Source organism: Paraburkholderia fynbosensis, from assembly GCF_902859935.1.
Taxonomy (GTDB): domain Bacteria; phylum Pseudomonadota; class Gammaproteobacteria; order Burkholderiales; family Burkholderiaceae; genus Paraburkholderia; species Paraburkholderia fynbosensis.
On record NZ_CADIKI010000031.1, the window covers coordinates 31,931 to 51,536 of the forward strand.

Annotated in this window: 18 protein-coding genes and 4 pseudogenes; 15 read left to right on the forward strand and 7 right to left on the reverse strand. The window is 58.5% G+C overall.

Going from position 1 to position 19,606, the window contains the following annotated elements; genetic code table 11:
- Nucleotides 1-55: 55 nt before the first annotated feature.
- From HV770_RS34505 to HV770_RS34520, 4 genes are all read left to right on the forward strand, one after another.
- Complete coding sequence (locus HV770_RS34505) at nt 56-1,450, forward strand: acyclic terpene utilization AtuA family protein (RefSeq protein WP_175165945.1); 1,395 nt, start codon at nt 56-58, stop codon at nt 1,448-1,450.
- Nucleotides 1,437-1,742, forward strand: a complete 306-nt coding sequence (locus HV770_RS34510; protein WP_175165946.1) for a DUF4387 domain-containing protein — start codon at nt 1,437-1,439, stop codon at nt 1,740-1,742. Before HV770_RS34505 ends, HV770_RS34510 begins: the two co-directional genes overlap by 14 nt.
- A 24-nt stretch (nt 1,743-1,766) precedes the next feature.
- Nucleotides 1,767-3,203, forward strand: a complete 1,437-nt coding sequence (locus HV770_RS34515) for an MFS transporter (protein WP_175165947.1) — start codon at nt 1,767-1,769, stop codon at nt 3,201-3,203.
- A gap of 481 nt (nt 3,204-3,684) precedes the next feature.
- On the forward strand, nt 3,685-4,743 hold the full coding sequence (locus HV770_RS34520) for a porin (RefSeq protein ID WP_175165948.1): 1,059 nt from the start codon (nt 3,685-3,687) through the stop codon (nt 4,741-4,743).
- A 95-nt stretch (nt 4,744-4,838) separates the two neighbouring features.
- Here HV770_RS34520 and HV770_RS34525 read toward each other — a convergent pair whose 3' ends face one another.
- Complete coding sequence (locus HV770_RS34525; protein ID WP_175165949.1) at nt 4,839-5,615, reverse strand: SDR family oxidoreductase; 777 nt, start codon at nt 5,613-5,615, stop codon at nt 4,839-4,841.
- Nucleotides 5,616-5,721: 106 nt separating this feature from the next.
- Between HV770_RS34525 and HV770_RS34530 the strand changes: the two genes are divergently transcribed.
- Nucleotides 5,722-6,156 carry a winged helix-turn-helix transcriptional regulator gene (locus tag HV770_RS34530; RefSeq protein WP_175165950.1) on the forward strand — a complete coding sequence of 145 codons (435 nt, stop codon included), beginning with the start codon at nt 5,722-5,724 and terminating at the stop codon, nt 6,154-6,156.
- Nucleotides 6,157-6,415: 259 nt separating this feature from the next.
- Here HV770_RS34530 and HV770_RS34535 read toward each other — a convergent pair whose 3' ends face one another.
- On the reverse strand, nt 6,416-6,847 hold the full coding sequence (locus tag HV770_RS34535; protein ID WP_246291477.1) for a winged helix-turn-helix transcriptional regulator: 432 nt from the start codon (nt 6,845-6,847) through the stop codon (nt 6,416-6,418).
- Between the two features lie 92 nt (nt 6,848-6,939).
- Between HV770_RS34535 and HV770_RS34540 the strand changes: the two genes are divergently transcribed.
- The 8 genes and pseudogenes from HV770_RS34540 to HV770_RS34570 all read left to right on the forward strand — a co-directional run.
- Entirely contained in the window at nt 6,940-7,839 is a 900-nt protein-coding gene (locus HV770_RS34540; protein WP_175165975.1) for an alpha/beta fold hydrolase, read from the forward strand.
- Entirely contained in the window at nt 7,821-8,984 is a 1,164-nt protein-coding gene (locus tag HV770_RS34545) for an NADH:flavin oxidoreductase (protein WP_281366306.1), read from the forward strand. Before HV770_RS34540 ends, HV770_RS34545 begins: the two co-directional genes overlap by 19 nt.
- Before the next feature lie 189 nt (nt 8,985-9,173).
- Nucleotides 9,174-9,443, forward strand: a complete 270-nt coding sequence (locus tag HV770_RS34550; protein ID WP_246291480.1) for an ANTAR domain-containing protein — start codon at nt 9,174-9,176, stop codon at nt 9,441-9,443.
- A gap of 391 nt (nt 9,444-9,834) precedes the next feature.
- The gene (locus HV770_RS34555) at nt 9,835-10,662 is read left to right on the forward strand and encodes an alpha/beta fold hydrolase (RefSeq protein ID WP_175165952.1); all 828 of its coding nucleotides are present in this window, start codon (nt 9,835-9,837) and stop codon (nt 10,660-10,662) included.
- A gap of 118 nt (nt 10,663-10,780) precedes the next feature.
- The gene (locus HV770_RS34560) at nt 10,781-11,362 is read left to right on the forward strand and encodes a TetR-like C-terminal domain-containing protein (protein WP_175165953.1); all 582 of its coding nucleotides are present in this window, start codon (nt 10,781-10,783) and stop codon (nt 11,360-11,362) included.
- Nucleotides 11,363-11,405: 43 nt separating this feature from the next.
- A complete protein-coding gene (locus tag HV770_RS34565) occupies nt 11,406-11,822 on the forward strand; it encodes a DUF4260 domain-containing protein (protein ID WP_175165954.1) in 417 nt (138 codons plus the stop codon).
- Nucleotides 11,819-12,007 carry an alpha/beta fold hydrolase gene (locus tag HV770_RS39945; protein WP_425497544.1) on the forward strand — a complete coding sequence of 63 codons (189 nt, stop codon included), beginning with the start codon at nt 11,819-11,821 and terminating at the stop codon, nt 12,005-12,007. The genes HV770_RS34565 and HV770_RS39945 overlap by 4 nt, the downstream gene beginning before the upstream one ends.
- A gap of 58 nt (nt 12,008-12,065) precedes the next feature.
- A pseudogene (locus HV770_RS34570) lies at nt 12,066-12,761 on the forward strand (IS6 family transposase); the annotation flags it as partial.
- Between the two features lie 67 nt (nt 12,762-12,828).
- On the opposite strand, the pseudogene HV770_RS34575 reads toward HV770_RS34570, so the two are convergent.
- The 3 genes and pseudogenes from HV770_RS34575 to HV770_RS34585 form a co-directional block, all read right to left on the reverse strand.
- Nucleotides 12,829-13,608: pseudogene (locus HV770_RS34575) on the reverse strand (IS30 family transposase); the annotation flags it as partial.
- Nucleotides 13,609-13,840: 232 nt separating this feature from the next.
- The gene (locus HV770_RS34580; RefSeq protein ID WP_175165955.1) at nt 13,841-14,725 is read right to left on the reverse strand and encodes a LysR family transcriptional regulator; all 885 of its coding nucleotides are present in this window, start codon (nt 14,723-14,725) and stop codon (nt 13,841-13,843) included.
- Nucleotides 14,726-14,789: 64 nt separating this feature from the next.
- The gene (locus HV770_RS34585; protein WP_175165956.1) at nt 14,790-15,626 is read right to left on the reverse strand and encodes an NHL repeat-containing protein; all 837 of its coding nucleotides are present in this window, start codon (nt 15,624-15,626) and stop codon (nt 14,790-14,792) included.
- A 306-nt stretch (nt 15,627-15,932) separates the two neighbouring features.
- Between HV770_RS34585 and HV770_RS34590 the strand changes: the two genes are divergently transcribed.
- Both HV770_RS34590 and HV770_RS34595 read left to right on the forward strand, forming a co-directional pair.
- Entirely contained in the window at nt 15,933-17,048 is a 1,116-nt protein-coding gene (locus HV770_RS34590) for an alkene reductase (RefSeq protein ID WP_175165977.1), read from the forward strand.
- Between the two features lie 99 nt (nt 17,049-17,147).
- Nucleotides 17,148-17,893 (forward strand): annotated as a pseudogene (locus HV770_RS34595) (SDR family NAD(P)-dependent oxidoreductase).
- A gap of 568 nt (nt 17,894-18,461) precedes the next feature.
- Here HV770_RS34595 and HV770_RS34605 read toward each other — a convergent pair.
- Together HV770_RS34605 and HV770_RS34610 are read right to left on the reverse strand one after the other, a co-directional pair.
- Nucleotides 18,462-18,815, reverse strand: a pseudogene (locus tag HV770_RS34605) (transposase); the annotation flags it as partial.
- A gap of 331 nt (nt 18,816-19,146) precedes the next feature.
- Nucleotides 19,147-19,599, reverse strand: a complete 453-nt coding sequence (locus tag HV770_RS34610; RefSeq protein WP_175165958.1) for a MarR family winged helix-turn-helix transcriptional regulator — start codon at nt 19,597-19,599, stop codon at nt 19,147-19,149.
- Nucleotides 19,600-19,606: the final 7 nt, after the last annotated feature.

The following is a 19,606-nucleotide window of genomic DNA, read 5'->3' on the forward strand; positions in this document are numbered from 1 at the left end:
CACATACATCGACACTTGTTCCTACCGGGCCATTGATCATCCGGATGGAGACAACATGAAGGAATGCAGGTTTATTGCCGCGAGCGGGATGCTCGGCATCGGCGTCCCGGAAGACAGTTTGCGCAAGGCGATGGCATGCGAGCCACATTTCGTTGCTGCCGACGCCGGCACCACGGACGCCGGTCCGTTTGCATTGGGAATGGGCGTGTGCGCGTTTCCACGTGAAGCGATCTTGCGAGACCTCACCACCCTGTTGCGAAACACAGTGCCCGCCAAGGTTCCACTGCTGATCGGCTCGGTAGGAACGGGCGGCGCGGACGTGCACGTTGACTGGTTCATGGAGATCGTGCGCGAGGTGGCAGCCTCTGAGGGGCTGGATCTCAAGGTAGCCGAGATTCGCTCGGAGCAGTCCAAGGACTTCCTGCTGGAAAAACTTGAGCAGGGGCGAATCCGCGCGCTCAACCCGGCTCCCCATCTCGATGAAACAACGATCCGGCGCAGCGAGCGCGTAGTCGGCATGATGGGCGTCGAGCCGTTGCAGGCCGCGCTCGCCGCTGGCGTCGATCTTGTTGTGGCTGGGCGCTGCAGCGATCCGGCGCTCTATGCGGCTATGCCGATCCAGATGGGCCTGCCGCATGGGCTGGCCTGGCACGCGGGCAAGGTTGTCGAATGTGGCCCCTCGGTTTGCGAAAGGCCCGCGCATGGGATGGTCGTCGGCTATGTGCGGCCAGACGAAGTGGTGATCCAGCCGATCGGCCCAGGTTTGCGTTGCACGACACAATCCGTCGCCGCGCATAGTCTCTACGAGAACGCCGATCCGTTTTGCTTCACTGAGTCCTCCGGCGTACTGGACATTAGCGAGACCGTTTATGAGCAGATGGACGAGACAAGCGTCCGGATACGGGGAAGCAAGTTCCGACCAGCTGAGGGGACCACCATCAAGCTCGAAGGCGCCGAACTTGTGGGATATCAAAGCATCATGGTGGGCGGCATCCGCGATCCATTCATCCTGAGGGAATTTGACGACTGGCTCGGCAAAGTGATCCAGCGTGTCCAGCTGTCGGTGGAAAAGGTATTCGGCAAATCATTGGAAGCGATGGGCGCCAGGATCGACTACCACGCATACGGCCGCGACGGCGTAATGGGGGCGCTCGAGCCAGATCGCGCACGAATCCCGCACGAGATCGGGCTCGTTGTCGAAGCAACCGCTCCAGACCAGCAGACCGCCACCGCCCTGGTGCAACTGACACGGCAACCGTTGCTGCACCAGCCCACGACCAAGTGGAAGGGATCCATCACGGGCTTCGCTTGCCTGCACAACCCGGCGCACATTGAACGCGGACCGGTGTATGCCTTCAACATGAATCACGTCGTGCTGCCGGATACGCCAGTATCAATGTTTCGGACCGCCATCACGCATATCCAGGAAGCAAAGGATGCAACTCTCTGACATCGCGGCGATGATCCGCAGCAAGAACGCAGGCCCATTTGTTTTGACCTTTGACATCCTGTTCAGCGACGACGAGAGCTATCAACTCGTCAAGCGCTCCGGGGCACTCAACGCGGAGATCTTTTCGCACCTGTATCACACCACGCCCGAAAAGGTCCGGTTCTTCGAATGCGACAGCGCTCGCGCGTTCAAGTTCAGCATCCCGCATCCATCGACGCAAGGTGCACTGGGGGCATCAGATCTGCACGGCGGGCAGCAGTTCATTCCGCTATTGAGCGTCCGGATCGACTGACCGGTCGACCCAGGAGGAGACAACATGCAAAAAATATTGACGGCTGCAAGGGCCATGGAAACTCGCGCGTCCGCTCGCAACGATCCCGAGAGTGCCGCCGCAGTGGCACAGATCGGTGCGCGCATTGACTTGCTGAACGGGTCAATGCGCCTTTGGGGGTGGGTCGCCCTGGTTGCGGTGGGCGGCTTCTTCGAAGTTTACGACCTTGCTTTGACGGCCCCCCTCTCGCCGGGCCTCGTGGCAGCGGGAATTTTCAAGACAGGTAATGCTGGCCTGTTTGGATTTTCCGACCAGGCAACCTTCATAGCAGCTACCTTCCTCGGTCTGTATGTCGGTGTGATCGGCTTTGCAGGATTAGGAGATCGGTTCGGTCGCAAAGCCGTGTTCGCCTACGCGCTGGTCTCCTACGCTCTTGCGACGTTCGTCATGGGGTTGCAGAACGACTCAATCTGGGTCTGTTGCTGGCGATTCATGGCGGGTGTCGGACTTGGCGCCGAGTCTGTTGCAATCGACTGCTTCATCGTGGAAATCATGCCCAAGCACCTCCGGGGCAAAGCATTCGGCATGTGTAAATCCATCGAGTATTCTGCAATCCCTGTTGCAGCCCTGCTGGCGGCCATCTTGATCCCGCGCTCGATATTCGGCATCACGGGTTGGAGGTGGTTGACCTTCCTTCCAGCGGCGGGCGCGGCGGCATTCTGGATATTTCGCCGAAATCTGCCGGAGTCCCCGCGTTGGCTTGCATCCCAAGGACGTCGGGAGGAGGCGCACACCGTGCTCGATGCTTTTGACGGTGGAGGGCAGCCTGGCGGCCAGTCCGCGCCGGTTGCGCCAGCAGCGACAGAGCCCCGTACGGCACACAGCACTTCCCCTCGCTATGTGCGGAATGCCATGTTGATGATGATTGTCTACTTCGTCTTTCAGAATATCGCCTACTACGGATTCAGCAACTGGATCCCCACCCTGCTTGAGGCGCAGGGTGTGCCGCTGAAGCACAGCTTGTTCTATACCTTCGGCGTCAGTCTTGCAGCGCCGTTGGGGCCAATAATGGTCGCCTTGCTGGCAGATCGATTCGAACGTAAGCACCAAATCATCGTTATTGGCCTTGTTGCCATTGTATTGGGTCTCATCTTTGCACACTCTGTCTCGTCCATGGGCTGGATCAGCACGGGCGTCGGCCTGACGTTTGCGAATGCGGCCTTGAGCTTTCACGGTCATGCCTACCAAAGCGAGATCTTCCCCACGTCCATAAGGGCCCGCGCCGTTGGCTTCGTGTACTCATTTACGAGACTGTCGGCTGCGATCAGCGGGTACATCGTTGCCTTTGCTTTGACACGTGGCGGGGTCGCCACAGTGTTCCTTACGATCAGCAGTTGCATGCTCATCGCGGTACTCACCATCGGGCTGGCCGGCCCACGAACGCGCAATAGGAGCTTTGAAGAAATAACAGGACAACCGTGAGCGAATCAGGCCAACATGACAACTTGGTCCCGCATGTACGCACGGTGAAGCATTTAATACCTGAACAATAAATCGTGAAAATCTCGCTCCAAAGCGGCTTCGCTGGACGGCGTCGAGGAGCGAGATCATCGCGACGGCCGGTAATACCTTCGACCGCCGGACGCACCGGCATAGCCACTCCCGCTGGAGAGCCATCTCTTAGCTTGGATGGTATACCGGATGCACTCCGTCGCAGGAGACCATGTTTTTTTTGCTCTCAACCGCGCCGAAAGGCTGCGGTCGCAGCGCCGGTTTTATCTGCCGTTTGCCGGTAAGCCGAAGTTCTTGGAAGCGGCATTCCGGCAAAGATGTTTGGGCGTCGAGGAGACAGACGCCTTTGGAGACCGTTTCCGATAACTCGCACTGCTGGCCCAAGTCTGGCGGACACGATTACGGGTAACGCTTAGACCATCACAATTCAAGTTTTTATATAGGTCTACTAATGAACAAGACACCTTTAGCTGCAATCTTGCTTTCCTCCGCATTCAATCTTGCACACGCACAGTCAAGTGTGAGCCTGTTCGGTATTGTTGGCGGAGGCGTCAGGTGGGTTAGCGGAACGAAGGGAGGCTCGACAGTCGAATATTCCAACATCATCGCGCCGAACCGGTTCGGTCTGACCGGCTCAGAAGACATCGGAGGTGGAGTGAGGATCATTTTCCGTCTGGAAAATGGCTTTAACTCCTCGAATGGCTCCCTGGCGACGAATAACGTCCTGTGGTCCCGTCAGGCATATGTTGGATTGGATGGGACATATGGACGTCTGACGACGGGACGCCAGTTCAGTTCCTTTGAGGATTTAGGTATTTCTCTGGATCCCTCGCAGATTGGTGGCGCAGATCCTGCGGTCACTCCGGGCGGGCTTCTCGGTGTTAACTTTTTCACCTTAGATAGCCGCTTCAACAATTCAGTGAAATATACAAACGGCTTCGGCGGAGCAAAGCTTAGCGCAAGCTATTCATTCGGAGGTGTCGCCGGGAACCAGCGTGCAGGATCCAACTACTCGGCGGCCGCTAGTTACGATACGGGATCTCTAAGGGGCGGTATTGCCTATCAACGCACCTACAATGCGGATGCAAGTCGGATAGCACAGAACTATTACGCCGGCGGCGTGTGGCAGATTGGACCCGTTCGCGTCTATCTCAGCTATCTGGTATTGACCGTGAGTGGTTCAGCGAAAGCTCCTTCACAGCGACGTAACGACGTACCGCAGGGCGGCATCGTCTGGCAAATTACGCCGGCATTGGCGGTGACTGCTGCCTATTACGATGACATCGCCAGCAACCTCGGCAATGTAAATGGCGCCAGTGGTCACAAGCGGACCGCCTATGTGATAGGCGAGTATTTCCTCTCGAAGCGAACTGAGATTTACGTGGAAGCCGACCGAAATCATTTTTCCGGTGCCTACAAGAACGATCCGACGAATATCGCTGTTCTCAACCGCAGCCCGGGGAGTTCCGGTATCACCGGTGTATCGGTGGGGCTACAAACAAAATTCTAAGATGGCGTATCGGCGGGCGCATGGAGTTTACCGCCGATTTCCCAAGCAATCTAACAAACACTCAGCGTAGCAGATATGTATTACAGTGAGGGGCGTCACATTGGCGTGGACGACTCCGGACGCCCCAGCTTCACCATTTGCCTGAACATGAAGTGCGGCGCAACGCGGCTGGCGATTTTCAGCAGATTGCTTAACCCGGGGCGAATCTCGGGTTTCCCGGCTTCGATACCCTCGATCGCATGCTTCACAAGCACACTCACGTCCATGCCCCTTTCCCCTTTCATTTCCTCGGCGAATTCGCCACGGAACAGTGGCGTCTCGGTGCCTGGAGGCGCTAGTTCGACTACCGACACGGAAGAGTCCTCCAGCTGAGCTCTCAGACACCGCGTATAAGCGTGAATCGCGGCCTTTGACGCGCTATATACAGGCGAGGCAGGAAACGGAATAAACGCGAGGCCTGACGATACATTCACGATCAGGCTGCCCTTCCGACGGCGCAACAAAGGAAGGAACGCCTGGATCATCCACATTGGTCCCTTCAGATTCCCATCGATCTCGGTAGTCAGATCACTCAACTCATATTGCTGCCCGAGCTTGATGTTACGCATCGTACCTGCGTTGTTCACCAGCGTGTCCAGCAATGGAAACCGGTTCGACACGATTTCGTACAGTGACTCGACACTCGCTGGATTGCTGACATCGCTCTCAAATGCATGCAGCCCCTGTATAGCTTGTTGCGCCGCTTCCAGCCTCTCGGGCGAGCGCCCAGTGACAATCACAGTGTTGCCTCGCGCGGTCAGTTGCTTCGCGAACTCCAGACCAATACCGCTGGTTCCCCCCGTAATCAACACGGTCCTTCCGTTCATTTTCATCAGGTTGCCCCTACCAGGTTGAGCACGAGCGTAGTTTGAAGGGCATACTCGCCATTGGGAAGAAGGCACCTGAAAGTCATATACTTACCAAACGGAGAGTGTCGATATGGCGCAAGTCCCCAAGTTCACCGAGGAACAGATTGCGGCCGCACAGTACTACGCCAGCCTTACTCCGCCGATCAATCTTGATCCGCGGATTGTGTCCCTGGTCAGGGATCTGATTGGCCGCGTTGCCGATAAATGGACGATGTTGATTCTCGATGTACTAGCGGAGAAGTCACCGCTCCGTTTCAGCCGCCTTGGCGAGATGATTGGAGGTATCAGCCAGAAAATGCTTACCCAGACCCTGCGCGCAATGGAACGGGATGGCCTCGTTGTACGCACCGTGTATCCAGTCGTGCCGCCCAAGGTTGAGTACAAGCTCACGGATCTGGGAATCACATTGGGTGCGGCGTTTTGTGGGGTGTGGGTCTGGGCTGCCAACAATCTGGACGCGGTCGAGGAGGCGCGCCGCGATTTTGACAATCGTGCGGCGGGATGAGGGCGGCGGTCATTGCTCGGCGGGCAGTTCTCAAGCGAGATCCACGGCCACTGCATAGTAAGGGGCGGATAATTTGTTGGCTGAATGGCCAGCGCCTTTTTACGATCACGATCGTGCATTGCCACGGCAGTCTTGGCCGCACCTACCCTGCTGCAATAGAGCTGTTCACCACGTGGTACGCACCGGTCTGGCTCGTCTGGGCGAGGCGATTGGCGGTCTCGGAGGTTCGCTGGGAAGTGGTCGTATCCTGCTCTTCCTGTCAGGCCTCGTACCGCTCGTCATAGGCTTCCTGTGCCTGCTCGATTTCACGCAAATGCTTGATCGACCATTCATACACCGCACCGAACGGAACCTGCAGTGTACGACCGAGTTCGGTGATCGAATATTCGACGGCGACTGGCGAGGTATCGAGCACCTTCCGGGCGATCAGTCCATTGCGCTCCAGACGCCGCAAGGCTTGCGTGAGCGCCTTGTGTGTAATTCCTTCCAGCCTTCGTCTTATTTCGTTGAAGCGTGTCGGGTTCTCGGTGAGCAGCGTGAGGATCATGACTGACCATTTGTTGGCCACCTGATCGAAGAAAGAGCGCGCAGCGCAGTCCGCGAAGAACACCGTATCAACCTGGCATGTCATGCCGATATCCCCCCGTATATCTACGCACTCACAGGTGCGTAATTGACCGTAGATATCCAATGTATACCATAGACGTCACGACCAACTGCTCGAAGTTCCGAGCCTGGCTCGCGCTGTTGGCGCAGGTGACCAGCCGACGACCTGGGGGCATCATGGAGTACAAACGATGGAAAAAAAATCGGCGCGACCCGTTTCGATACGACGGGTTGAATCTCGCTGTCAGCGGTGGAAATGCAACGACGCTTCCTCTGGGCGGCGCTCACTTAACGACTCGACCGAGCGCGAAGCTCTTCGCAACGGAGGCTGGCGCTGGCAAGAACGTGATGTTCCTCCACGGCTGGACTTGTGATTCCCACGACTGGAGCTGGCAACTGCCATTGTTCGAGAGCAGGTATCGCGTCATTGCCGTCGACCTGCGCGGACATGGCAGATCTGAGGTCATGCCGTCGGGTGCTTACACGCCCGACGACTACGTTGACGATATCGAGGCATTGATGTCGATCCGCTATCCCGGCCAGGAGTTCATCATTGTCGGCCATTCCATGGGCGGTCAGATCGCCGCCCGCCTCGCCGCCAAGCGACCGGATCTCGTCAGCGCCGTTGTATCTGTCGATGGTGCGCTCGGTTTTTCAGGTGATGCCGTGCAAGTCTTCGCCAAGACCACAGAAGCGCTAAATATCGGAGACCCGAGCACGGTGGTCTCAGCCTTATTCCAGAACGTCTATGGTCCATTGACCGATCCGGCATATAGGCGCTGGCACGCAAGACGCGTCCAGGGTATGCCGCCGCACGTCGTACGTGAATCGTTCGGCCCGCTTTTCTTCGGATCTGACCAGGTGGGCCTGGGCGAAGCGAGTGCGAAATTCTGCCGCAGCCTGACTGTTCCCTTCTACCACCTTTGTCTCAATGAGGCTCAAGCAGAGCACATGCGCGCGTGGTTCTCGCACCCGAAATCGAAAGTCGAAGCCTGGGTCGACGCAGGACACTGGATCATGCTGGACCACAAGGACGACATCAACAATGCGATGACCGCGTGGCTCGACGCGCTCTAACCAGGCAACCCTTCTTAATCCCAAGATATCCGACGTCCAATCTTGACGTCCTATTCAGCCCCTACCGGCTAAACGCCCTCGATCTGCCTAATCGCGTTGTCATGGCTCCGATGACGCGGTCCTTTTCTCTAAACGGAGTCCCGACCGCCGAGGTCGCTGCGTATTATCGCCGCCGCGCGGAGCACGGCGTCGGTCTCATCATCACGGAGGGGACTGGAGTCGCTCGACCGGCTGCACTCAACGAACCTCATATCCCCTGTTTCCACGGTGAAGCAGCTCTTGGGGGCTGGAAGAAAGTGGTAGACGAGGTTCATGCCGCAGGGGGACGCATTGCCCCGCAACTTTGGCATGTAGGAGGGAAGTGCTCGAATGCTGTGCCGGACTGGATACCGCCAGCCCCCTATGAGAGCCCTTCGGGCCTTTCGATCACAGTCGAGTCCATCGGCCAAGCGATGAGCGAGATCGACGTGGCCGACACCATCGATGCTTTTGCACGCGCGGCGGCCGATGCCGAGCGACTGGGTTTTGACGGCGTCGAACTGCACGGTGCGCATGGTTATCTGATCAATCAGTTTTTCTCGGAAGACTTCAATCTGCGCAGCGATCTGTATGGCGGTTCGACGCTCATCGAGCGCTCCCGCTTTGCGATCGAGATCCTCAAGGCAATCCGTTCGGTAGTGAGCCCAGGATTTCCGGTCATTTTGCGCCTCTCGCAGTGGAAGCCGAAGGACCTCAGTGCGCGGCTCGCTAGTACGCCACAGATGCTCGAACAGTGGCTCGGCGTGCTCGTCGACGCCGGTGCCGATGCATTTCACCTCTCTCAGCCGACATTCTGGCAACCCGCCTTTCCCGAGTTTGACGACCAGCTCAATCTGGCCGGCTGGGCCAAGAAGCTCGTGGACGTCACATCCATCACGGTCGGCTCCGTGGGACTAAGCGGAGATGTCTATGAATCCTTTGCGGGAAAGAGCGCCCGCGCCGCATCGCTGAACGGGCTTGTTGCACGACTAGAGCGTGACGAGTTCGATCTGGTTGCAGTCGGACGTCCGTTGCTGCAGGATCCTGTATGGCTTGAGAAGATACGGCAAGGGCGCTCCGATCAGATTGCTGATTTCACACCGGCTGCCTTTTCGACGCTGAGTTAGCCAATATTTCGGGATTTGCGGGCTATGCATCGCGATGCAACCACCAGTCGCAGACGAAGCGGCCCACAGTGCCAAGCAAAGCGTGGCCCGATGGAGTTGCGACGTGAAGGATCGTTGCCACCAGAGTTGTCGAGCCTGTGAGATTTTTTGTGTGTCGAGGTCATGAGACGATAACGGAAATAATGTCCAATGACCGAAACAACAGTGACCAGGAAGAGCAAGTGGCGCTCACGCAATTCAAAGGCATCCCGCGCGCGTGAGCGATACATCGAGCGGCTCGAGCAGAAGCAGGCGAAAGGTCGGGTGATCCAGCAGGCCACGCGGATCGTGATGGACTCGCGCGGCATGTCTGAGGAAGATGCGTATCAGTTGCTGCGCACGCAGGCCATGCTCAAGCGCGAACAGATCGAGACGGTGGCTGGCGAGATCGTCAAGGCGCACGAAACGCTGAGTTTCTAGCGGCGGCGCGGCGGTCCGTCAAACTGCGTCATGACGCACGCCGAAGGCCTTAACGACATTCACCCAATACGTTGCGCCCACAGGTAACGCGGCGTCGTTAAAGTCGTAATGCGGATTATGCAAGGGTACCGCACTGGCCGCAGCACCGGTCGAGCGTTGCGGCATACTTCACGCTGCAGAAGAACTCAGTGAGGTGCAAATGGATTCAGCGCAGGACAAGATCACCGGCGAAATCGTCGAAGCCGAACAACTCTGGCTCATCTCCGAGGTCGACAAGAACCGGTATGCATTTACATTTGCTCCTCTTTAGTATTTGCGATAGCATAGAAGCTACGAACAATAGCCAAAAAGCAAAGGACGTTAACTTACGGAACGGAAGGGGGAGCGAGCTATGACTAACTTTTTCGACACGGACGGGGGCAGGCTTGCCGTAGAGATTGAAGGTGAGGGGCCTCTCGTTATCTGTTCGCCGGCGATGAGCGATACTCGCGACGCCTATGGACCGCTCGCCGAGTTCCTGGTGGCCCGCGGATATCGCGTCGCGCGTATCGATCTTCGCGGACATGGTGACAGCACGACGAACTTCAATCGCTACGGCGACGAAGCTATCGCCGAGGATTTCCTGACCGTCATCGAAGCGCTTGGCGGAGGCCCGGCGGTATTGGCAGGTGCGTCCCTATCGGCCGCCGCCGCCGTGATGGCGGCGGCCCGTCGTCCCGATCAGGTTGCCGGTCTCGTGCTCCTGGCGCCTTTCCTCCGCAACGGCATCAGCGAGCTGATGCGCGGGATTTTCAGGTTCATGCTCCTGCGGCCGTGGGGCCCCCCGTTCTGGCGCGGTCAATCCGCCAAGCTTTGGCCGGGTCTCGGCGACAAGGCCAGCGAGCGGGCAGCCATCAAAACCGCATCTCTGATGCGCCCCGGGCATTGGGCCGCCTTCCAGGCTACGGTCGCCGGCGCCGATCATCGTGTCGCCGCGCCGTCGATCGGTCGCGTCAAGGCTCCGGTTCTTGTCGTGATCGGTGATGTTGATCCGGACTGGAAAGACCCGTTGGGTGAAGCGAAATGGGTGGCATCGAACTTCAAGGATGTGGATACACTCACGGTGACCGGAGCCGGCCACGCACCCATGCTTGAACGCCCGGAGATCGTTGGCCCAGCCGTCTCCAAGTTTCTGGAGAAGATCCGCGTGAATGGCGCTTTCAAGCCCAGCAATTCCTAGGGCTGGGCCAGACTGGAGAAGACCATGAAGGTCGCGTTCAAAGATGAGTCAGTGGCTTACCTGCACGAGGTCGTCCTCAACTGGCTCGATGAAGCGTTGGGCGGCAAGTTGAAGACCAATGCCTAGGCAAGGCCTTGACACCGAAATCGTCACGGAGGCCGCCGCGCGCATCGTGGATGCCGACGGTCTTGCCGCACTGACACTTGCACGGCTCGCGGCTGAGCTCGGCGTGGCGGCGCCCAGCCTCTACAAACATATCGCCGGGCTGGACGATCTGATCCTTCGGGTCACTACGCTGTCGATCCGTCGGCTGACCGACGATCTGACGGCCGCCGTTCTTGGACGTTCCGGCCGCCAGGCGCTCCTTTCGGTCGCTCAGGCTTATCGACGCTTTGCGGTCAAACACGCCAGTCTCTACGCGCTGACGCAGTCGGGCATTGATCCCAAATCAACTGTGCAAAAAGCCGAGGCCGCGCGTGCGGTCGAAATTCTGGGCGCCGCCATCAGAAGCTACAACTTGCCGGATAACCGCTTAATCCACGCGATCCGCGTGGTGCGGGCCGGATTGCACGGGTTCGCCGACATTGAAGCGCGCGGCGGTTTTCAAATGCCGCTATCCGTGGATGAGAGTTTCCTGGTGCTGATCGAAGCGCTTGACGCCTCACTCACAAGCCTCGGCAAACGCACTAAAAAGAATTAACAACAAAACAATGGTCGCGCTCGCGAGCGCTAAGGAGGTTCGGATGTCCGGCGAAACTACGGGTGCGGTGCGTGTCGTACTTCGGCCTGAAGGCGTGCTCGTACTCATTGCGGCCTGCGTGGCCTATTCGAAGTTCGGTCTCGGCCGAGGAACATTCGCGCTATGGTTTCTTGCGCCCGATCTCTCGTTTTTCGGATTCCTGGCGGGGCCGAAGGTCGGCTCCATCGCCTACAATTCGGCCCACTCATACAGCGGAGCGAGCTGCTGTATCAGTGCCGGCCTCCTTGTTTCGGCGCCAATCCTTCTCAGCGCGGGCATGATCTGGTGCGCCCACATCGGCTTCGACCGGGCCCTCGGCTACGGCCTTAAATACGGCACCGGTTTTGGCTTCACTCACCTCGGCCGCAAAGGCAAAAAGACCGCGGTTTCGCCAAGTCAGCAAGGTGAATTGCAGCCATGACGACTTCCTTGAACTGGGTACATACGGGCCCGAGCGAAAAGGCCACGGTTGTTTTCATCCATGCTATCGGACTGGACCTAACCTATTGGGACCGACAGATCGACGCGTTACGATCGAACTTCCGTGTGGTCGCTTTCGATTTGCCCGGCCATGGGGGTTTTGTCGCAATAGCGATGCTGCGGTAAAGTGCAGGTTGCCAAAACTTTGCTTGTGCCCACAATGAAGAAGACCGCAACACCACGAATGGCCCTTGCTGCTGGCGTTGCCAAGGTGCTGCAGCGGTTGCACTATCCGCTGGACGTGATGTTGTTGTGCGCGCGGTGGTATGTGGCCTATTCGCTAAGTCTTCGGAATCTTGAGGAGATGATGGCTGAGCGCGCCATTGGCGTGGATCATTCAACAGTGCATCGTTGGGTCATCAAGTTGGTGCCTTTGTTCGAAAAGACATTTCGCAAGCACAAGCGCCCGGTGGGCAGAAGTTGGCGCATGGATGAAAGTTATATCAAGGTCAAAGGCTCGTGGAAATATCTTTATCGCGCCGTGGACAAGGCGGGCAACACCATCGACTTTCTGTTTAGAGCCAAGCGGGACAAGGCTGCTGCCCGGCGGTTTTTTGAAAAGGCAATCGGTCAGAACGGCTCGCCCGAGACGGTGACCATCGACAAGAGCGATTCCAATCTGGCAGCGCTTCATGCGGTGAATGCCGAGCGCGAGACGCCCATCAAGATTCGTCAAGTCAAGTATTTGAACAACGTGGTCGAACAGGACCATCGGGCCATCAAACGCATCACTCGGCCGATTCAGGGGTTCAAGAACTTTGACTGCGCTCGCGTTATTCTCAGTGGCATTGAGACCATGCACATGATCAAGAAATGGCAGATGAAATGTCAGGGTAAAATCCCGCTGTCCGCTGCGCAGCAGTTCTACTCGCTCCTCGCTCGTTTCATAAGGTATCCTTTGGTTATCGCATTTTCTCGTCCCTCGTCTTACTGCGACACAACCCGTTCACGCCGGTTGCGGCAGCGAGCTCTTTATGGCGCGACATTTCTTTGCCCTGGTCATAAGTGAAGCTCTGGCGCAGTGGCGCGACAATCGAATTGAGTTTGGCCGAGAAGCCCGCCAACGCGGAAGCTGCGGTGGCGTCTCCCATCTTTCCGAGCAGCACCAGGCGGCTGGTCCGTTCAACCAGAACGCCTACCGCGGACTGGTTGCCAGCCCCCTTGATGAAGTCGCCTTCCCAGTGTCCAGGCAGCACCCGGTCTTCGATTTCGGGCGGCCGCACATGAATACTGACCATGTCCGCAATCTGTCCGCGCCGGTCGGTGCCCCGTGTACGCGGCATGCGTGTGTTGTGACCATGGCGCAGACAGGCAATGAGCTGACGGCGTAGTTCGCCGCGCGGCTGAGCGTAGATGGCCGTGTAGATGGTTTCATGCGAAACCTGCTGGGTCGGGTCAGTCGGATACATACGCTTGAGCGTGCCTGATATCTGCTGGGGTGACCATTTCCATTCGAGCAGGGTGAGAACGATACGCCAGCAGACACCTTGCAGGCAAAGCTTTGTGGGGCGGCGGCCCGCGCTGCGGCGTGCGGCGCTGAGCGCTTCAGCCGGCACCGATGCGTAGCCTGCAGGAGAGCTGTTTCGCGTCAGTTCACGGCTAACGGTGGCCGGCGAGCGCCCGAGTATCTGGGCCATGGCCCGAATACCCGAACCCTGCAGATGCAGGCTTGCAATGATGAGACGCTCTTCAGGTTGAAGTTGCTGATACTGAGTTCTTTCGCGCATCGCAACACCTTATACGAAACGGTGTTGCACTTCAGATTTGAGGCCGCCCCAATTCAATCTTTTCATACCAGCTCGAAACTCCGCGCCTTTTCGTTCGCGAGGCGTTTGAGCGTCCCTCCGACATCCCAGTCGGCTGATAGGAATCTAGTCTCTATAGCAAGTGGGCAGTAGTGAGCCGTGAGGAATTTCGGTTATTCTCTTGAGGAATGGGTTTGGTCGACGCAACTCTCAATTACACGGCGAGCGCTTCCTCGACGAACTCAACGAATGCGCGTGCTTTCGCCGTCACTAGCCGTCCCGAGGGGAACACGGCCCATAAGTCAAGCGTGGGCAAAGTCCAGTCGGTCAATACGGCCTTGATCTTGCCCGACGCCAGTTCGGGCGAAAACATCCAGCGCGACGCGACGGCGAGCCCCATTCCGCTGAGGACGGCCGTCCGCATTCCTTCAGCCGCGCTCACGCGAACGCGTCCGGACACGGTCACGTCGACTTCGTCGCCGTCCCGGTTAAACGTCCACGATTCACCGCCGCCGCGTTGCGAATAAACGATCGCCTGATGCTCGCTCAGGTCGGAGGGCGTCGTGGGCATGCCAGCACGCGCGAAATATTCTGACGTGCCGACGACGAGCCGTGGGCTCTGGCCGATGCGACGCGCAGTCATCGCGGAATCGGCCAGTGAGCCCATTCGCAACGCTACGTCCAGGCCCTCTTCGAGCAGATCGATATTCCGATCTTCAAGCCTGAGGTCGATCACAATTTTCGGATGTCGACTCAGGAAGGCACCCAGCGCCGGCAACACGTGAATACAGGTGAACGTCACCGCCGCGCTTACTCGCAGGGAGCCCGACAGGCTATCGGACGCATCCCGGACGACCTGCTCGGCCTCGTCGGCCTCCTTTATCGCGAGCTTCGCCTGCTCGTAGAAACGCTGACCGGCGTCCGTCATCGTCAGCCCTCGGGTCGAACGCAAGATGAGCCGCACACCGAGGCGCTCTTCGAGCTGCGCGACGGACTTCGAAATGGAGGGCTGCCCGACATTCATCCGCTTCGCAGCTGCCGAAAACGAACCCGCCTCCGCAACGCTGACGAAACTTTCCATTGCAGCTAGTCGATCCATATCAAGCTTCTCACGCTTCATTGGGGGTAGTCATTTCGCGGTCGCCGACTTGTGCCACGACGATTCATTCGCCAAAAAACTCAATCGCCTGCCCGTTCAGGCGGGGATGATCGACGACGACGCCGAGGCAGCGCCCACTTTCATAGTCGAATGCAATTACTCCGTCTTGCGCCACACAATAAAGATGGCCATCGGGCCCCCACCGCAATCCACGCGGACGGCGAAACGGTACGTCGTCCGGAGGAGAGAAGACACGCACCAGGGCGCCGCTGCTGGCATCGTATTCTCTAACAGTTGTCGCGGCTGTCGGGGAACCAAACGGACACTCGCTCGAGACCAGCACGTTGCCCCCTGGCGCGATAGCCAAATCCAGCGGACTCATTGCGTCGCTCGCCGCGAGGATATTTGTGCTGAGCACATCACTCGCCAAGAACCGCAGGATTACACTTTCTCCCCGCCCATCCGGTCCGACGCCTGACGCGAGAAACAGCGTGCCATCGTCGGCGAACGCAAACCCACGCGGAAACGGGACGATTCCGGGCGGCAGGATTGCCGTGCCGATGCCGTCGAGATCTCGCGGGAATGCAGCAACGGTCCTCTCTGTGCGCAAGCCCACATAGTAACGACCGTCCGGTCCGAGGTTGCCGCCCCCTGCATTTAGCCCCGGGATATGGCCAGTATCAAATTGAACTTCGCCCCACGAGTCGAGCGCAAGGATACGGTCGTCGCCGCTGTTGACGTAAAGCAGCTGCCGGTTCGCGTCGACTCGAAGTCCACGCGGATCGACGATACGCGAGTCGTTGCTGAAAGCGCCCTGCGCGACCCCATCCATCGTGAACGCCAGAAGCCGGCTGTATCCACCGCCGTTCGCACCGCTGGCACTCGTCACCAGTATCTTCATGTTGATATTCCCTTGTGCTAACTTGCCGTCGAGAATGTTGCGGCCTCGCGGTAAGCATTTCTGCGTCGATCGCGCGATCCGCTGTCAGTTCCGTTCGACGATCGGTCGTTTGTATCATGCCCTTCCTTGCGTCCTTGCAACAGTCACGTATCCGGAATAGGTGCCATTCCCCGCAGGCATGACCGTCTGACCGACTCGGACGACATGCCAAATGGGAATGACTGTTATCACTTCAAACCCTCTTCCCGCACCCGACGCCGGCGGCCATTATTCGCTCATCTTTCACTCTTCCATGAGGATGAACAAATGAACAGGCTCTTCAGCCCCACCCATGTCGGATCTTTCAAACTCGATCACCGTGTTGTGCTTGCGCCGCTCACGCGGATGCGCACTGAGAAAGGCAATGTCCCGGGCGATCTGATGGTCGACTATTACACGCAGCGTGCGTCCAAAGGCGGTCTGCTCGTCACCGACGCGACCGCCGTCTCACCGCTTGCCATCGCCTATGTCGACGCGCCGGGTATCTATACGGAAGCGCAGTTGCAAGGCTGGAAGCGCGTGACTGATGCTGTCCATGCGAAGGGCGCGCGCATCTTCGTGCAAATGTGGCATGCGGGACGTCAGGCGCATCCCGGTAACACGGGTGGCGTCGTGCCAGTGGCTCCCTCTGCGCTGCGCTCGCTCGAACACGCTGCTATTCGTGACGAAGACGGCAATATCACCGAAGCGGAGCTGGTTGTGCCTCGCACCCTCGAACTCGAGGAGATCTCAGGGATTATCGAGCAGTTCCGCCGTGGCGCCATGCTTGCGAAGGAAGCGGGCTTCGACGGCGTTGAGCTGCACGGAGCAAATGGATATCTCTTTGAGCAATTCCTTCTGGACGGCACGAACCAGCGCACTGACATGTATGGCGGCGCAATCGAAAACCGCGCGCGATTCCTGTTCGAAACGCTCGATACCGTCGTCTCCGTATGGGGTCCGGGCCGCGTCGCCCTTCGTCTTTCACCGAGTGGCACATATGGCACGATGTCGGACAGCGATCCACATGCCACATTCGGCTATGTGGCCGAGCGACTGAACAGCTATGACCTTGCATATCTGCACGTAATCGAACCGCGCATTCGCGGTATTGTCGAGCAGGATACGAGTGAGTCTGACGTGACGTCGAAGGACATCCGGCGCATCTATAAAGGGACGATCATCGCTGCGGGCGGATTTACGGGCGAAAGCGCCGAACAGATTCTCATCGACGGACATGCGGACCTCGTCGCGTTTGGGCGCATGTTCATTTCGAATCCCGACCTGCCCGAACGACTGCGCACCGGTAAGCCGCTCACCCGCTATGACCGCTCAACATTCTATGGCGGCGATGCGCGCGGCTACACCGACTACGCGTTCCATTCCGGGACGGCAGCTGCCTGACAGAAGTGCCACGGCGATCTAGACCCCGAAGAGGAGACTCCCGCTTTTCCAGGCCGAGGCCCAGAGGCAATACCGTCACTCAATCTTAGAAGGACACATATGATGCGACTTGCAAACAAGACCGCGATCATCACAGGCGGCAGCAGCGGAATCGGCCTCGCAACCGCACAACGGTTCGTCGACGAGGGCGCTTACGTCTTCATCGTTGGAAGGCGACAATCGGAACTTGACAAGGCCGTACAGCAGATCGGCCGGAACGTGACGGCTGTACAGGCCGACGTAACAAAGCTCGATGACCTCGATCGCATGTTTTCGATAGTTAACGAGCGAGGCAAGATCGACGTTCTATTCGCCAATTCAGGTTCGATTGAACACCGGACGCTCGATGAGATCACGCTGCAACACTACGACGCGACGTTCGACGTCAACGTGGGCGGAGTCATCTTCACGATGCAGAAGGCGCTCCCCCTGATGGCCGAAGGAAGCAGCGTCATCCTCACCAGCTCGATTGCAGGCATCAAAGGCCTGCACGCTCACGATACCTACAGTGCAGCAAGGCCGCCGTTCGCTCGCTGGCGCGAACGTGGACTATCGAGTTCCAGGGTCGTGGCATCCGCGTCAATGCGGTCAGCCCGGGGGCTATTGACACACCGATCATTGACAGTCAGGTTTCTACCGCGGCCGAAGCAGCCAAACTGCGAGCGAAGTTCGCCGCCGCGACGCCGCTGGGACGCATCGGCCGCCCCGAGGAAGTCGCGTCGGCCGTGCTGTTTCTCGCATCCGACGACAGCAGCTTCGTCGCCGGTACCGAGCTATTCGTCGACGGTGGCATGGCGCAGGTTTAATCAGTGAAATCTGGCCACGTCGTCTCGATGCTGGCTGCTCGAGTCGCCAGATCGTTGCGCGCCTTAATCAGGAAGGCTTGCTCAGCCCTCGCGGCAAGCCCTTCACGTTCGCAATGGTCGAATTGATTCGCTATATGTACAAAATTCCCGTGAGCTGTCCGGTGCGACTCGACGAGTTCACGGTGCAGTACCCCGCCGGGCGTCTGCACATCAGCATCCACGTGGTCTACTATGGCTCGGTGCGGTGTCGTCGAGGCCCCCAAACTGGGTATACGGGGGCTGTGGTGGATCGCGATGAATCGCGCCAAAGAACGCTAACTGCGTGACTGGGTTCGCACTTCAGGGCATCTTTATCCGCAACGTTCCAACAGTCATCTGTGAAAGGTGCGTTATGAAATCATTTTAGGTACTCCCAGTGGCCGCTGCCTGCCCGTCGGCGAAACGGGTTGAAGCAATCGGGTGGTGAGTGCCAACGCATCGCAATCGCGCGTGCGCTCTAGGGGCATTGGGAACGCTCACTTACCCGCAATGGTCGATCGACGGTTTATGGCCGGCGCCGAGCAGGTCTCTTCAGATACAGCCACGGCAGTGCCGCGCTTACACGGGGCGATTTCCTCACATACGGTGGCACAATCGCCGAATTGAACTTCACGCCTGATCCTGATCGATCGCGCACCTTCGGCACCTTCACCGGAACCGGCCCGGCGGCCGTCAACACCTCGCGTTCCGGCAGGTAGCCGTTGCGCACCACGGCGCGTTGCCCGTGCAAAGTCTTGACGTTTGCGAACCGCTCCATCAGCTCTGCCAACTCCGCCTCAATCGCTTGTTGAATCACCTGCCGTGCTCCGTGGCGGATCAATTCGTCCAACCCCAGGCCGGCGCCCGATAGACCGAAGACTGCTTTTTCCGTAGACTTGCTCATGGTGGATGGTTTGTTTGCTGGTTTCCGACTTCGACAATCAGATTCTCAGCTGAAACCTCCACCGCCTTCAACCTCTCGCCGCAACTCCCCCGTACACCACTTCCGACTTTAGCTCGCAGATGGCCGGCACCCGCGACAGGCATTTTTCGCAGTAACGGCTGCTCGCACGATGCGCGGCATCGATGTAAGGATAGGCAGCTGTCGCTGCTTCCCTGCTGCCCGCACCGGTGATCAACGTGAGCCCGATGGCCACGACCTTGGCGGCCGAATACCAACTGTTTATTGACTGCGTCACGGCTCGCCACGGTTTCTAGAACGATGCGCCGGCCGATTACCCGATCAGTTTGTCCAGCGTTTGCACCGCGGCCTTCAGCAATTTGCGTTCTTCGCGATTCGTCCTGCTCAGCAGTCGCTCCGTCAGCCATTGCGCGCGCGCAGCGCGCTCCTGCTCGATGTGCTCTCGCCCCGTGCCGGTCACCTGCACGAGATAGGCGCGGCGATCTTTGTCGTCCTGCTTCAACGTCACCAGTCCCTGATCGACGAGCTTCAGCACGATCAGACGCATGGTCTGATGCGTGACACCTCTGTGTTCGGCCAGCACCGCAATGCTGACGGAACCGCTGCGCTCCAGCACAGCAAGCGTTTCGTTCTGCGCATTCAAATGCGTGCCGCTATGTTCGCGCACGCTTCTGACAAGACGGCCGACTACATCTCGAATGGCCTCGGCGAGCAGCGCTGCTTCGCCCGTGCCGGCCGTCGACGACTTCTGTTCTGTGCGACTCATGACTGCA

What these genes read in the sequence shown, in the direction of transcription:
- HV770_RS34505 (WP_175165945.1), top strand. Translation starts at nt 56, where the DNA reads ATGAAGGAATGCAGGTTTATTGCCGCGAGCGGGATGCTCGGCATCGGC.
- HV770_RS34510 (WP_175165946.1), top strand. Translation starts at nt 1,437, where the DNA reads ATGCAACTCTCTGACATCGCGGCGATGATCCGCAGCAAGAACGCAGGC.
- HV770_RS34515 (WP_175165947.1), top strand. Translation starts at nt 1,767, where the DNA reads ATGCAAAAAATATTGACGGCTGCAAGGGCCATGGAAACTCGCGCGTCC.
- HV770_RS34520 (WP_175165948.1), top strand. Translation starts at nt 3,685, where the DNA reads ATGAACAAGACACCTTTAGCTGCAATCTTGCTTTCCTCCGCATTCAAT.
- HV770_RS34525 (WP_175165949.1), bottom strand. Translation starts at nt 5,615, where the DNA reads ATGAAAATGAACGGAAGGACCGTGTTGATTACGGGGGGAACCAGCGGT.
- HV770_RS34530 (WP_175165950.1), top strand. Translation starts at nt 5,722, where the DNA reads ATGGCGCAAGTCCCCAAGTTCACCGAGGAACAGATTGCGGCCGCACAG.
- HV770_RS34540 (WP_175165975.1), top strand. Translation starts at nt 6,940, where the DNA reads ATGGAGTACAAACGATGGAAAAAAAATCGGCGCGACCCGTTTCGATAC.
- HV770_RS34550 (WP_246291480.1), top strand. Translation starts at nt 9,174, where the DNA reads ATGACCGAAACAACAGTGACCAGGAAGAGCAAGTGGCGCTCACGCAAT.
- HV770_RS34555 (WP_175165952.1), top strand. Translation starts at nt 9,835, where the DNA reads ATGACTAACTTTTTCGACACGGACGGGGGCAGGCTTGCCGTAGAGATT.
- HV770_RS34560 (WP_175165953.1), top strand. Translation starts at nt 10,781, where the DNA reads ATGCCTAGGCAAGGCCTTGACACCGAAATCGTCACGGAGGCCGCCGCG.
- HV770_RS34565 (WP_175165954.1), top strand. Translation starts at nt 11,406, where the DNA reads ATGTCCGGCGAAACTACGGGTGCGGTGCGTGTCGTACTTCGGCCTGAA.
- HV770_RS39945 (WP_425497544.1), top strand. Translation starts at nt 11,819, where the DNA reads ATGACGACTTCCTTGAACTGGGTACATACGGGCCCGAGCGAAAAGGCC.
- HV770_RS34580 (WP_175165955.1), bottom strand. Translation starts at nt 14,725, where the DNA reads ATGGATCGACTAGCTGCAATGGAAAGTTTCGTCAGCGTTGCGGAGGCG.
- HV770_RS34585 (WP_175165956.1), bottom strand. Translation starts at nt 15,626, where the DNA reads ATGAAGATACTGGTGACGAGTGCCAGCGGTGCGAACGGCGGTGGATAC.
- HV770_RS34590 (WP_175165977.1), top strand. Translation starts at nt 15,933, where the DNA reads ATGAACAGGCTCTTCAGCCCCACCCATGTCGGATCTTTCAAACTCGAT.
- HV770_RS34610 (WP_175165958.1), bottom strand. Translation starts at nt 19,599, where the DNA reads ATGAGTCGCACAGAACAGAAGTCGTCGACGGCCGGCACGGGCGAAGCA.